13 protein-coding genes are annotated in these 11,353 nt (G+C 66.3%); 10 read left to right on the top strand and 3 right to left on the bottom strand.

Translation table 11 applies throughout. The features are described 5' to 3' along the window. The first annotated feature begins 92 nt into the window (after positions 1-92). The 5 genes from JCR33_RS23880 to JCR33_RS23860 are packed head-to-tail and all read left to right on the top strand — an operon-like array spanning position 93 to position 5,025. On the top strand, positions 93-1,286 hold the full coding sequence (locus JCR33_RS23880; protein ID WP_198884660.1) for an isochorismate synthase: 1,194 nt from the start codon (positions 93-95) through the stop codon (positions 1,284-1,286). Next, the gene (locus JCR33_RS23875; RefSeq protein ID WP_198884659.1) at positions 1,283-2,914 is read left to right on the top strand and encodes a (2,3-dihydroxybenzoyl)adenylate synthase; all 1,632 of its coding nucleotides are present in this window, start codon (positions 1,283-1,285) and stop codon (positions 2,912-2,914) included. The genes JCR33_RS23880 and JCR33_RS23875 overlap by 4 nt, the downstream gene beginning before the upstream one ends. Further along, on the top strand, positions 2,911-3,549 hold the full coding sequence (locus JCR33_RS23870; RefSeq protein ID WP_332461261.1) for an isochorismatase family protein: 639 nt from the start codon (positions 2,911-2,913) through the stop codon (positions 3,547-3,549). Before JCR33_RS23875 ends, JCR33_RS23870 begins: the two co-directional genes overlap by 4 nt. After that, positions 3,546-4,307: a 2,3-dihydro-2,3-dihydroxybenzoate dehydrogenase gene (locus tag JCR33_RS23865; protein ID WP_198884658.1), complete on the top strand. Its 762-nt coding sequence runs from the start codon at positions 3,546-3,548 to the stop codon at positions 4,305-4,307. The genes JCR33_RS23870 and JCR33_RS23865 overlap by 4 nt, the downstream gene beginning before the upstream one ends. Further along, complete coding sequence (locus JCR33_RS23860) at positions 4,276-5,025, top strand: 4'-phosphopantetheinyl transferase family protein (protein ID WP_198884657.1); 750 nt, start codon at positions 4,276-4,278, stop codon at positions 5,023-5,025. Before JCR33_RS23865 ends, JCR33_RS23860 begins: the two co-directional genes overlap by 32 nt. Positions 5,026-5,439: 414 nt before the next feature. On the opposite strand, the gene JCR33_RS23855 is transcribed toward JCR33_RS23860, so the two are convergent. From JCR33_RS23855 to JCR33_RS23845, 3 genes are all read right to left on the bottom strand, one after another. Then, the gene (locus JCR33_RS23855; protein WP_198884656.1) at positions 5,440-6,534 is read right to left on the bottom strand and encodes a replication initiator protein A; all 1,095 of its coding nucleotides are present in this window, start codon (positions 6,532-6,534) and stop codon (positions 5,440-5,442) included. A 120-nt stretch (positions 6,535-6,654) separates the two neighbouring features. Continuing rightward, the gene (locus JCR33_RS23850) at positions 6,655-6,930 is read right to left on the bottom strand and encodes a hypothetical protein (protein ID WP_198884655.1); all 276 of its coding nucleotides are present in this window, start codon (positions 6,928-6,930) and stop codon (positions 6,655-6,657) included. A gap of 2 nt (positions 6,931-6,932) precedes the next feature. After that, positions 6,933-7,604 (bottom strand): AAA family ATPase, encoded by a 672-nt coding sequence (locus tag JCR33_RS23845; protein ID WP_198884654.1) that lies wholly within the window; start codon positions 7,602-7,604, stop codon positions 6,933-6,935. 199 nt (positions 7,605-7,803) lie between these two features. On the opposite strand from JCR33_RS23845, the gene JCR33_RS23840 reads away from it, so the two are divergent. From JCR33_RS23840 to JCR33_RS23820, 5 genes are all read left to right on the top strand, one after another. Next, complete coding sequence (locus JCR33_RS23840; protein WP_198884653.1) at positions 7,804-8,427, top strand: recombinase family protein; 624 nt, start codon at positions 7,804-7,806, stop codon at positions 8,425-8,427. A gap of 64 nt (positions 8,428-8,491) precedes the next feature. Beyond that, the gene (locus JCR33_RS23835; RefSeq protein WP_198884652.1) at positions 8,492-8,737 is read left to right on the top strand and encodes a type II toxin-antitoxin system ParD family antitoxin; all 246 of its coding nucleotides are present in this window, start codon (positions 8,492-8,494) and stop codon (positions 8,735-8,737) included. Further along, positions 8,724-9,017: a type II toxin-antitoxin system RelE/ParE family toxin gene (locus JCR33_RS23830; RefSeq protein WP_198884651.1), complete on the top strand. Its 294-nt coding sequence runs from the start codon at positions 8,724-8,726 to the stop codon at positions 9,015-9,017. The genes JCR33_RS23835 and JCR33_RS23830 overlap by 14 nt, the downstream gene beginning before the upstream one ends. 236 nt (positions 9,018-9,253) lie before the next feature. Then, positions 9,254-10,291 (top strand): Gfo/Idh/MocA family protein, encoded by a 1,038-nt coding sequence (locus tag JCR33_RS23825; RefSeq protein ID WP_198884650.1) that lies wholly within the window; start codon positions 9,254-9,256, stop codon positions 10,289-10,291. 69 nt (positions 10,292-10,360) lie between these two features. After that, on the top strand, positions 10,361-10,927 hold the full coding sequence (locus tag JCR33_RS23820; RefSeq protein WP_198884649.1) for a D-sedoheptulose-7-phosphate isomerase: 567 nt from the start codon (positions 10,361-10,363) through the stop codon (positions 10,925-10,927). Positions 10,928-11,353 lie beyond the last annotated feature (426 nt).

Raw genomic sequence — 11,353 nt, 5'->3', positions numbered from 1 at the left:
AACGCCCGCCAGCTCCCCGAACGAATGAGCCCACCCATGCCGTCATCACTGCCGTCATCGCGATCCGATCGCCCACTGCACGGGGACAAGCCATGATCACCCAGATCGAGAAGCCCGAGGCCTCCCTCGCGGCAACGTTCGGGGAGCCGAGGGCCGCGTTCCGCTCGCGACAGGAGACTATCGAGGCCTTCGGCCCGCTTCAGCCCGTCGTCCCCGAGCCGGGCGCCGATCTCGCCGGAGCCGTCGCCGCCGTGTTCGAGGAGATGGATCCCGACAGCGTCATCGCCGGAGCGCTGCCGTTCGACACGGGCGCCGCCGCCTGCCTCTGGTACGCCCCGCGCGTCCATCGCAGCGGCAAGATGATCGCGCCGCCGCCGGCGAAGGCGGACCCTCCCCGCTCGGAGCGCTGGCGGCTCCGCCCCGATCCCGACGCGCCCCTTTATGCCCGTGCCGTCGAGCGGGCGCTCGCGCTGATGGCCGCCGACGCGATCGATCCCCTGCGCAAGGTCGTCCTGTCCCGCAGCCTCGTCGCCGAGACGGATCGCCCGATCGACCTCGCCGGCCTCCTCTCGCGCCTGTCGCACGACCCGGCCGTGACCGCCTTCCTCATGCCCTTGCCTTCCCCGGAAGGAACGCCGCGGGCGCTCGTCGGCGCGACGCCCGAGCGGCTGCTGACGAAGCGGGACGGCACCATCCTGTCCCATCCCCTCGCGGGATCGGCGCGCCGGGCGAAGGATCTCGGCGCTGACGCGGCGGCCGCGGCCGCCCTGTCGCGCTCCGCAAAGGACCGCCACGAGCACGCGATCGTCGTCGAGTTCATTCTCGACACCCTCGCCCCCCACTGCCGCAGGCTCTGGCGGCCCGAGGGCGCCGCCCTCGTCAGCACCGCCACCATGTGGCACCTCGGCACGCGCATCATGGGCGAGCTCAAGGACGCCGAGACGCCGGCGATCGCCCTTGCCGCCCTGCTCCACCCGACCCCTGCGGTGTGCGGCCTTCCCCGCACCCGTGCGTCGCGCCTGATCGGCGAGCTCGAGCCCTACGACCGCGGCTTCTATGCCGGCACGGTCGGTTGGTGCGACGGTCGCGGCGACGGCAGCTGGCACGTCACCATCCGCTGCGCCGAGATCGCCGGGTGCACCGCTCGCCTCTATGCCGGCGCCGGCATCGTGGAAGGCTCCGATCCGTGGGGCGAGGTCGACGAGACGGCGGCGAAGTTCGGCGCGATGATGGCCGCGCTCGGCATCCCGCCCGTCGCGGAGAAGCGGCCGGGAGCGCGGTCATGATCCCGGCGGTCCAGCCGTTCCCCGAAGCGTTCGCGCAGCGCTATCGCGAGGCCGGCTATTGGCGCGGCGAAACCTTCCCGGCCCTCTTGCGCCGCCAGGCCGAGGCGCGCGGCGAGGCGATCGCCGTCGTCGATGGCGAGCGGCGCTGGAGCTATCGCGAGCTCGCCCGTCGCGCCGAGGCCCACGCGGCCGGCTTCGCCGCCCTCGGCTTGCGGCCGGGCGAGCGCGTCCTCGTGCAGCTCGGCAACGTCGCGGAGTTTCTCTCCGTGGTGTTCGGCCTGTTCCGCGCGGGCCTCGTGCCGGTCTTCGCCCTGCCGGCGCATCGTCATGCCGAGATCGTCCATCTCGCCCGCCGCGCGGAGGCCGCCGCCTACATCGCCAGCGACTTCTACGGCGGCTTCGACTATCGCCCCCTCGCCCGACAGCTGCGCAGCGCGGCGCCGACGGTGCGCGAGGTCGTCATCGTCGGCGAGGCCGAGGAGTTCCTCGCCCTCGAGGCGTGCGTCGGCGAGCCGGATGGCTTGCCGGGCGATCCCGATCCCGCGAGCGTCGCCTTCATGCAGATCTCGGGAGGCAGCACGGGGCTGCCGAAGCTGATCCCGCGCACCCACGACGACTACATCTACTCCTTCCGCGGCAGCAACGCGATCTGCGGCGTCACCGCGGCCAGCGTCTACCTCGTGGCGCTCCCGGCCGCGCACAATTTTCCGATGAGCTCACCGGGCTACATGGGCACCCTCCATGCCGGTGGCCGCGTGGTCATGGCCCCTGCGCCCTCGCCCGAGACCGCCTTCCCGCTGATCGCGCGGGAGGGTGTGACGATCACCGGCCTCGTCCCGCCGCTCGCCCTCCTGTGGATCGATGCGGCGGCGACGCGGCGGGACGCGCTCGCGAGCCTCGAGGTGCTGCTCGTGGGCGGCGCGAAGCTCATCCCGGAGGTGGCGCGGCGGATCGGCCCGGCGCTCGGCTGCCGCCTGCAGCAGGTGTTCGGCATGGCCGAAGGTCTCGTGAACTACACCCGCCACGACGACCCGGAGGCGGTCATCCTCACCACCCAGGGGCGCCCGATCAGTCCGCACGACGAGGTGCTGATCGTCGACGATGCGGACCGCCCCGTGGCCGCCGGCACGCCCGGCCATCTCCTCGCCCGCGGCCCCTACACGATCCGCGCCTATCACAACGATCCGGAGGCGAACCGCCGCGCCTTCACGGCCGACGGCTTCTATCGCACCGGCGACATCGTGCGCCTTGCCGCGGGCGGCTCTATCGAGGTGCTGGGGCGGGCGAACGACCAGATCAACCGCGCCGGCGAGAAGGTCTCGGCCGAGGAGGTGGAGAACCATCTCCTCGCCCATCCCGACGTGTTCGACGCGGCGGTCGTCTCGGTTCCCGACGACCGCCTCGGCGAGCGCAGCTGCGCTTTCGTCATCGCGCGGGAGCGGGAGCCGAAGCCGGCGGCGCTGCGTCGTTTCCTGCGCGAGCGCGGCATCGCTTTCTTCAAGATCCCCGACGAGATCGTGCTCGTCCCCGCATTCGAGACGACCGGCGTCGGCAAGGTGAGCCGCAAGGCGCTGCGTGCCCGGCTTCGCCAGGACTATCTCGCCCGCCAGAAGGACCCCGTCACGTGACGAAGACCCTGCCGCAGATCGCGGCCTATGCGCTGCCCACCCTCCACGACCTGCCGGCGCCGCGTGCCGCCTTTGCCTTCGCGCCGGACCGCGCCGCCCTCCTCATCCACGACATGCAGCGCTATTTCGTGCGCCCGTTCGCCCCGCAAGCGGCGCCGATCGCGCCGGTCATCGCCAACATCGCCCGGCTCGGCGCGGCCTGCCGGGCGGCAGGAATGCCGGTCTTCTACACCGCTCAGACCGTCGATCAGGACCGCCGCGACCGCGGGCTTCAGGCCGAGCTCTGGGGCCCCGGCATGACGGATCCCGAGGCCCATGCGCCGATCCTTCCCGAGCTCGCTCCCGAAGCAAGCGACTTCGTCCTCGTCAAGCACCGCTACAGCGCGTTTCAACGCAGCAACCTCGAGCCGCTTCTCCATGCGCGCGGCCGCGACCAGCTCGTCGTGTGCGGGGTTTACGCCCACATCGGCTGCCTCCTCACGGTCGCCGACGCCTTCATGCGCGATATCGAGCCCTTTCTGGTGGCGGACGCCGTCGCCGACTTCTCGCGCATCAGGCACGACATGGCGCTGTCCTACGTCGCCGCCGTCTGCGGCACGCCCGTCACCACCGATATGCTGATGGCCGCGTTGTGAGCGGGGCAGAATTCGCCGGCGAGAGGGTGCTCGTGACCGGGGCGGCGGGCGGGATCGGCCGTGCCGTCGTCGCCGCTCTGCGGGCGGCCGGCGCGAGGATCGTCGCAACCGATCTCGCCTTCGCCGACACCCCCGACAGCGACGACGTGCGCTACGAGATCCTCGACGTGGCCGATGCGGCGGCGGTGGAGGCGCTCGTCGCGCGCATCGAGGAGGAGGACGGGCCGATCCACATGGCCGCCAGCATCGCCGGCGTGCTCGTCACCGGTCTCATCGCCGAAACGGACGATGCCGCCTGGCATCATGCCTTCTCGGTCAACACCCACGGCGTGTTTCACCTTGGCCGGGCGCTGGCGCGGCGCATGACGCCCCGCCGCAAGGGCAGTATCGTCGTCGTCAGCTCCAATGCCGCGGGCGTGCCGCGCCATGGCATGGCCGCCTATGCGGCGTCGAAGGCGGCGACGACGATGTTCACCCGTTGTCTCGGCCTGGAGCTCGCCCCGCACGGCGTTCGCTGCAACATCGTTGCGCCGGGCTCGACGCTGACGGCGATGCAGACCGGCATGTGGGCGGATGCCGACGGTGCCGCCCGAGTGATCGCCGGCGACCTCGGTTCGTTCAAGGCCGGCATTCCTCTCGGCAAGCTCGCGACGCCGCAGGAGGTGACGGAGGCGGTTCTCTTCCTCCTCTCCGAGCGCGCCTCGCACATCACGATGGCCGATCTCTATGTCGACGGCGGTGCCACGTTGCGCGGGTGAATGGCACCCCTTCGGGGCCGTTCCGGATCGCGACTTTCTGTCCCCGGGCGGCGTCGACGTTTGGTCGCTCGGGCTTTCTCCGGAGCTTGCCCGCAGAGGATCAGCGCTCCTGTCGGCGGACGAGCACCGCCGGGCCGCGCTTCTACGGACGGCGAGGCTGCGGTTTCGCTTCGTCGCGGCCCGCTCTCTCCTGCGCCGGATCCTTGCAGCTTATCTTGGCGAGGATCCGGCAGCTCTGACCTTCAGCGCCGGTCCCTATGGCAAGCCCGCCCTCGTCGCAGGCTCCGGACGGCCTCCACTCGAATTCAACCTCTCCCACAGCGGAGACCGGGCGCTTCTTGCGGTTTCGAACGCCGGCGCGGTCGGCGTGGACATCGAACGGATCGGCGAAACGGACCTCGTCGAGGAGGTCGGGCCGCTCGTCTTCACGCCGAAGGAACGGCTTCACCTCGAAGAGTGGCCGGCGAATGCGCGACAGGCTGCTTTCTACGGCCTGTGGTGCCGCAAGGAGGCCATCGCGAAGGCCCTGGGGCTGGGACTGTCCCTCGATGTGGCTCGCCTCGAGGTGGGCTTCCTGGAGGCCGTGACGGTCGATCTAGAAAATGGTGAGCCTTTTTGGTTCGCGTCTCTGCCCGTCATCGAGGATCACGCGACGGCGCTCGTGTTCCGACATCCTGCCGCCTTCGTCCGCTGCTTCGCCCTTGCGGCGTGGGACTAAAGGGAACGCTCGGAACGGAGGTCTCGGTGGCTCAACCGATCGATCCTTCGAAGCCATCGGCATCGCCGACCCGTCTCCGACGTTTGGGTTGGACGGTTCGGCTTCGACGGGATGGGTATCGGCCGATCGGGAACACCGGGTGCGGGTGAAGCGGTCGAGTCCGACGGTCGCCTGTTAGAAAGTTATAAAGAGAGTTAAAGAGTTAAGGCCTCGATCGGAGGCTAAATCTCATTATGTGTCAGACGTTTACGTAAGTGCTCTGTTCCTAATAGGCCGAGGATTCGTTCCTGATAGGCCGTCGCTAGCGTTCCTGATAGGCCGTCACTTTGTTCCTAATAGGCCGTCGTTTGTGATGGGAGCGTGTCTCAGCATGTGGAAAAGAGGTTTTGGAAGTGACGGCCGATTAGGAACGCTTCAAGGGCTTTGACGCGCGTGATGGCGGCGGACGAAACCGTAGAACGCGCTTTGATAGTCGGACGGGCGGCGCTCGGGGTCCTGGGCGATCCAGTCGTCGAACTCGGCCTTCATGGCGTAGACGTCCCAGCCGGGAAAATCGTGGCGAACCCGTGCGATGGTCTCCTCGCCGAGTTCGGTGTGAAGCAGAAGCGGCACCGAGCCCGGCGTGGCGGCGCGCCGCTTGCGGGATCGTCGGGGCGCTTTCTCTTCGACCTCGAGGAGTGCGTCCTTCACCTTCATCCCCATCCAGATGCGCGGCTCTCCCTTGCCCCCCTCCTCCCAGGCGAGCGAGATCCCCGGCAGCTCGTTGCGCTGCACGATCTTCTGCATCTCGTGCTTGAAGCGGCGGTAGGGTCCTTCTGCGCCGGATTTTTCGAAGAGGGTGGGCAGGCTGATGGCGAAGCCCTGGTCCCCTGCCCCACCCGCATGCTTGCGCGCCACGCGATAGAGCCAGCGCTCGCGCCCGCCGGTGATCCCGAAATATTCCGGATCGATGGCGAGCACGCCGCCCTTCTGCAGGACGCCCTGCACGAACCATTGGCTGAGGACGATGCTCATGCCCCGGCTTTCCCCCGTGGTCTCGTCGACAAGGTCCGTCCACTCCGAGATCCAGCTGAATTCGGCGTAGCGCTTGCCGCGGGGCGCGCGGATGTTGGTGCGGATGTTGGTGCTTCTGAGGCGCGAGAGGGCCTCGCGCAGGCGGCGATAATGGTCTCCACCGGTCGAGCGATGGATGGCCTTCAAGAGATCGTAGGGCTGGAAATGAAGCTCGCTCGGGATGTCGTTCACGCCCCGGTTCTTCAGGTCGATCAGCACCGAGGCCGCCCAGATCAGCACGTCGGCGTCCCAGATGGTGGCCATGCCGTAGTTCTGGTGCGGCTCGACCTTCACCCAGACCCCGTCGCTCTCGTACTCGATGGGGCGCAGCCGCTTGCGCTTGCCGAGCGAGAAGAAGGGCCGCTCCATCGTCTCGCGCGCATCACGGAGCTTCAGCTCGGTGAGGGAGAGGATGAAGAGGTCGAACTGATTTCCGATGAGACGTCGGCCCTGCATGCAGCCTCTCAGAGCGAGATATCTTCGTGATGTCGGTATGATGCCACGATGACATCGAGGAGATATCCAATCGATGTCGAATCGACGTCACATTGGCATCTATGAGATATCATAGTGATATCATTTTGGTGTCTCGCGCTCGAGCTTCTCGAGGATGGCCTCCAGGAGCCAGGTATGGCGCGGGATCTTGGGGCTGCGGGCTTCGACGAGCGCGTCGACGCGGGCGAGCATCTCGTCGGGAAGGCGCAGGATCACCTTGGCGGTCCCGGCGGCCTTGGGTCGGGCCGCGGGGGTGACGGCAACGCTGCCGCCCTTGCGGATCAGCGCCTCGATCTCGCGCTCGGACGCGGAGGAGGGGGGAACGATCCGGGCTGTCGGTTTGCGGGCGATCGCCATCCTCACGCTCCCACAGCGGATTCTGATATCATTTCGACATCAAAAAGATATCCATAGAGGCGGGCGATCTCGTCGCTCGCCTTCGGGTCCTGCGGCCTCAGCTCGACGACGCCCATGCCCTGCGCGGCGGCGTTGCCGAAGGCCTTGCGGGCGCCGAGCGCGACGGGCAGGAGGACGAGCTCCTCGGCCTCGGCGATCACGCCCTCGGCCTCGCTGTTGTCCTGGCCGCGCGGATCGGCGCGGTTGATGAAGGCATAGGCGGAGAGCTCCGGATTGGCGGTGCGCATCTCCGCCGTCAGTTGCGAGACCTTCTCGAGCGTCCACACGTCGAAGCTGCGTGGCACGAACGGCACCAGGAGGACGTTGCTGACGGTCAGCGCGGCGCGCTGGCTGGTGGTGTCGCGCCCGCCGGTGTCGATGATGATGTCGTCATATTTGGCACCGAGGCGCCGCACCTCCGTGCGCACGGCGGCGCCCGTCAGCTTGATCGAGGTGAAGCCCGCGCCCCCCTCCATGCGCTCGTTGCGCAGCATCGTGAAGTCCGACGCCGTCTCCTGGTCGTCGGCATCGACGAGCAGGACGTCGCGGCCGTCGAGGGCCCGCATGACGGCGAGGTTGGTGGCGACGGTCGTCTTGCCGGACCCGCCTTTTATGCCGCCGACGGTGACGATCATGGAACACCTCCATGGCATCCGATTGATATCGAGATGATATCATCTCGATATCTTTCCGTCCGGTTAAGGGAGGGGCGATCCCGGTGTTTTTTGAGTATGCCTTTTGTGAACTCCCCCGAACCTGGTTCACTAAATCCCGTTTGACAAACCAAAAGAGACCAAGAATAAAGAAACCATCCAAACGAAACTAGGCGGCACGATGTCGGTTCGCGCCTATCTCAGAGCCTCCACGGACGATCAGAACGCCGATCGGGCGCGCGCCGATCTCGATGCCTTCGCCGAGGGGAGGGGGCTCGAGATCGTCTCCTATTATGTGGAGAACGAGAGCGGGGCGACGCTCGAGCGTCCGGAGCTCTTCCGCCTGCTGCGCGATTGCCGCGCCGGCGACGTGCTTCTCGTCGAGCAGGTCGATCGCCTGTCACGGCTGACGTCGGCCGACTGGGCGAGGCTCAAGGACGAGATCACCCGCAAGCGCGTGCGGATCGTCGCGCTCGATCTGCCGACCTCCGCGATGTTCATCGATCCGGATCCGGAGAGCTTCACCGCGCGGATGGTCGATGCCGTCAATGCCATGCTTCTCGACATGCTCGCGGCGGTCGCGCGCAAGGACTACGAGGACCGCCGCCGCCGGCAGGCCCAGGGCCAGGCCCGCGCCAAGGCGGCGGGCCGCTACAAGGGCCGGCCGGAAAACACCAAGCGCAACGACGCGATCGCCGCGATGCTGCGGCGCGGGGTCTCCTGGTCCGAGGTGCAGCATGCGACGGGCTGCAGCCGGGCGACGATCGCGAGGATCTCGAAGCGGATGAAGGCGGCCGCCCCGTGAGGACGGGCTATGGCAATCTTTGCCAATAGAGTTACATTGCCTCGAAACGCAGGCGAGGCCGCCGATGGCGACGATGAACGTGTCCCTTCCCGATCTCATGAAGTCGTGGGTGGAGGATCAGGCCCGCTCGGGCCGCTATGCCAACGCGAGCGACTATGTGCGCGACCTGATCCGGCGCGATCAGGAGCGGAGCGAGAAGATCGCCCGGCTGCAGCACCTTGTCAGCGAGGGCCTCGATAGCGGCGACGGCCATCAATCGATGGACGCGCTGCGCCGCCGCGCGCGCGGCATCGTCGATGGCGGGCTATAGGCTCACCGAGGCGGCCGAGCGGGACATCGTCGCGATCTATCTCGAAGGGGCCGGGATGTTCGGTCTCGAGCAGGCCGAGACCTACCACGCCCGGCTGACCCACGCCTTCGAGACGCTCGCGGCCTATCCGGACATGGCGCGGCTGCGGTACGAGATCGTGCCGCCCGTGCGGATCCATCCCTGCGGCGCGCACATCGTGATCTATGTCGTCGACGAGCGGGGCGTGCTCATCGTGCGGGTGCGCCATCGACGGGAGGACTGGGTCGACGACGTCGACTGACGGGACCACGGATCGCTCGCCCGGCAGAGGCCTCGAGCAAATAGCGTCGAATTGCTTGATGACGACGATGCCACGACGCATCAAGGGCGTGTCGATCGTGTATGAAAACAATTATTATATTAGCGTTGCTTTGAATGAAGCCCTCCGACCCTCTCTCAGAATTCAGGTGACAGACGGCTTCGATCCCACTATCAGCTCCAGAGCGCCTGTCCTCCACACCGCACCCAGAGACCGCCATGTCGTTGAAAGTTGGGATCATTGGCTTCGGGAAAATGGGGCGCATTCGCAGCGAGACACTCGCTGCGCGTGGCGCTCAGATTGTCCGCGTTTTCGACATTCACTATCCCGACGTCGTTCCCTATCCCAAGGCCCCTTCGTGGCAAGACATCGTCCAAGACGATGCGATCGATGCTGTCGTGATCAGCATGCCCAACCGCTTCAACATGGCGATCGCGACGGCCGCCCTGAAGGCGGGGAAGCACGTCCTGTGCGAGAAGCCGCCTTGCTTCAACGCCGCTGAAATGGAGCAGATCATCGAAGTCGAGAAGCGCTGCGATAAAGTGCTCATGTACGGCTTCAACCATCGGCATCATCAGAGCGTGATCAAGCTCAAGGAGCTTGTGTCGAGCCAGAGGTTCGGGCGCATCCTCTGGATGCGCGGGCGCTACGGCAAGAGCGTCGACAAGAGCTATCTCTCCACATGGCGGGCCGATCCGGCCATGGCCGGGGGCGGCATTCTCATCGATCAGGGCATCCATATGCTGGATCTCTTCCAGTATATTGCCGAATGCGAGTTCGATGAGGTCCATGCCATGGTGTCCAATATGTATTGGAAGATGCCGGGCATCGAGGACAACGTCTTCGCGCTTCTGCGGAACTCACGGAGTGGGCTCAGCGTGTCGTTCCACTCGACGATGACCCAATGGCGGCACCTGTTTTCCCTGGAGGTCTTCCTCGAGCGCGGCTACATCGTGCTCAATGGCCTCAAGACGTCCTCGAATTCCTATGGCGAAGAAGAGCTGACGTGGGCCAAAAACCGCTCGGTGGCCCCGGCCGCGACGTGGGAAGACGAAGAGAGAATGGTCTTCTCGACCGATTCGTCGTGGGACAGCGAGGCCGAGATGTTCCTGCGCAGTGTTCTCGACGGTGCGCCGGTCGAATACGGCTCCTCGCTGCAGGCCCTGCAGGTGATGCGGCTCATCGATACGATTTATGAAGTCGACCGGCATCAATCAACGACTGTTTATGACGACCTTCTGACGATCGAGTCGTGATACGGTAATATTCTCTCTCTACAAAGAGTTCCATCACTTCCGGATCTTGTTCGATAGAAGGGTATCGTCATGGAGACGAACTGGGCAAACTGGCTGGACGATTATTATAAGCGTTACGAGAAAGGATTTTCTCCAGAGATATACGATACCCTCATTGAATTCAAAGATCTTGCGCTCAAGACCAAGGACGCCGGCGGCAAGCTGATTTTCAACGGGAACGGGGCCTCGTCCGCGATCTCGTCGCACTGTGCGCTCGATTTCACCAAGCAGGGCGGCATTCGCTCCGTCACCTTCAGCGATGCCTCGTTCATCACGGCCTACGGCAACGACTACGGCTATGAGCTGTGGCTGTCCAAGGCGCTGGAGCATCACGCCGATCCGGCCGACGCCGTGGTGTTGATCTCGGTGAGCGGAACCTCGCCCAACGTGGTGTCCGCGGCCAAGACGGCGCGGGACATGGACCTTCCCGTGGTGACCTTCACGGGCAAGACCGCCGACAATCCGCTGCGCGCGCTGGGAACGCTGAATTTCTGGATGGATTCGGCGTCCTACAACGTGGTGGAGGCCGTCCACATGATCTGGATTACGACCGTGGTCGACATGATCATCGGCAAGGCCGAGTACAGCGTGAGCTGATCCCGGAGCACTGGGGCGTGCGGCGTCGACAGGCATGGTCGGCGCCGATCGCGCTCTGACGGCGCCACGGGTGGCGGGGCGCCTCGTGGGCGTCCCGGCACGCTAGTCTGCGATGGCTCCGAGCCGTCCGGCGACCCTTCGGCGGCGCTCCGTGTTCCGCCACCCCGCTCTCATCCCTCGATGATCCGTGTCGATGCGCCGAAGGCCGATCTCCGTCGGTGGGACGGCGCATCGGCCGACAACGCGACGCGCCGTATTTTTTTGCGCCGCGGCGCCCATGCTCGCGCTCGGCTCGCATCAAAAGGGCAGGCAGACCGGGCCCGATGGGATCATCCACCGCTGGCGCACAAAGGCTGTTGACAGGGGGAGGGCGGGTCGTTACACCCCCCGTCACTGGCGGCGCGGGGAGGGTATCTTTCGCGGGCT

The organism is Acuticoccus mangrovi, from assembly GCF_016411865.1.
Taxonomy (GTDB): domain Bacteria; phylum Pseudomonadota; class Alphaproteobacteria; order Rhizobiales; family Amorphaceae; genus Acuticoccus; species Acuticoccus mangrovi.
The sequence above is the reverse complement of the archived record's forward strand: the minus strand, read 5'-3'. Positions and strand labels throughout refer to the sequence as shown.

Bases quoted from the DNA above. Each gene is read 5' to 3' on its own strand.
- JCR33_RS23840 (WP_198884653.1), top strand. From the start codon at position 7,804: ATGTCGGTTCGCGCCTATCTCAGAGCCTCCACGGACGATCAGAACGCC.
- JCR33_RS23835 (WP_198884652.1), top strand. From the start codon at position 8,492: ATGGCGACGATGAACGTGTCCCTTCCCGATCTCATGAAGTCGTGGGTG.
- JCR33_RS23855 (WP_198884656.1), bottom strand. From the start codon at position 6,534: ATGCAGGGCCGACGTCTCATCGGAAATCAGTTCGACCTCTTCATCCTC.
- JCR33_RS23860 (WP_198884657.1), top strand. From the start codon at position 4,276: ATGTCGACGGCGGTGCCACGTTGCGCGGGTGAATGGCACCCCTTCGGG.
- JCR33_RS23820 (WP_198884649.1), top strand. From the start codon at position 10,361: ATGGAGACGAACTGGGCAAACTGGCTGGACGATTATTATAAGCGTTAC.
- JCR33_RS23850 (WP_198884655.1), bottom strand. From the start codon at position 6,930: ATGGCGATCGCCCGCAAACCGACAGCCCGGATCGTTCCCCCCTCCTCC.
- JCR33_RS23845 (WP_198884654.1), bottom strand. From the start codon at position 7,604: ATGATCGTCACCGTCGGCGGCATAAAAGGCGGGTCCGGCAAGACGACC.
- JCR33_RS23825 (WP_198884650.1), top strand. From the start codon at position 9,254: ATGTCGTTGAAAGTTGGGATCATTGGCTTCGGGAAAATGGGGCGCATT.
- JCR33_RS23880 (WP_198884660.1), top strand. From the start codon at position 93: ATGATCACCCAGATCGAGAAGCCCGAGGCCTCCCTCGCGGCAACGTTC.
- JCR33_RS23830 (WP_198884651.1), top strand. From the start codon at position 8,724: ATGGCGGGCTATAGGCTCACCGAGGCGGCCGAGCGGGACATCGTCGCG.
- JCR33_RS23875 (WP_198884659.1), top strand. From the start codon at position 1,283: ATGATCCCGGCGGTCCAGCCGTTCCCCGAAGCGTTCGCGCAGCGCTAT.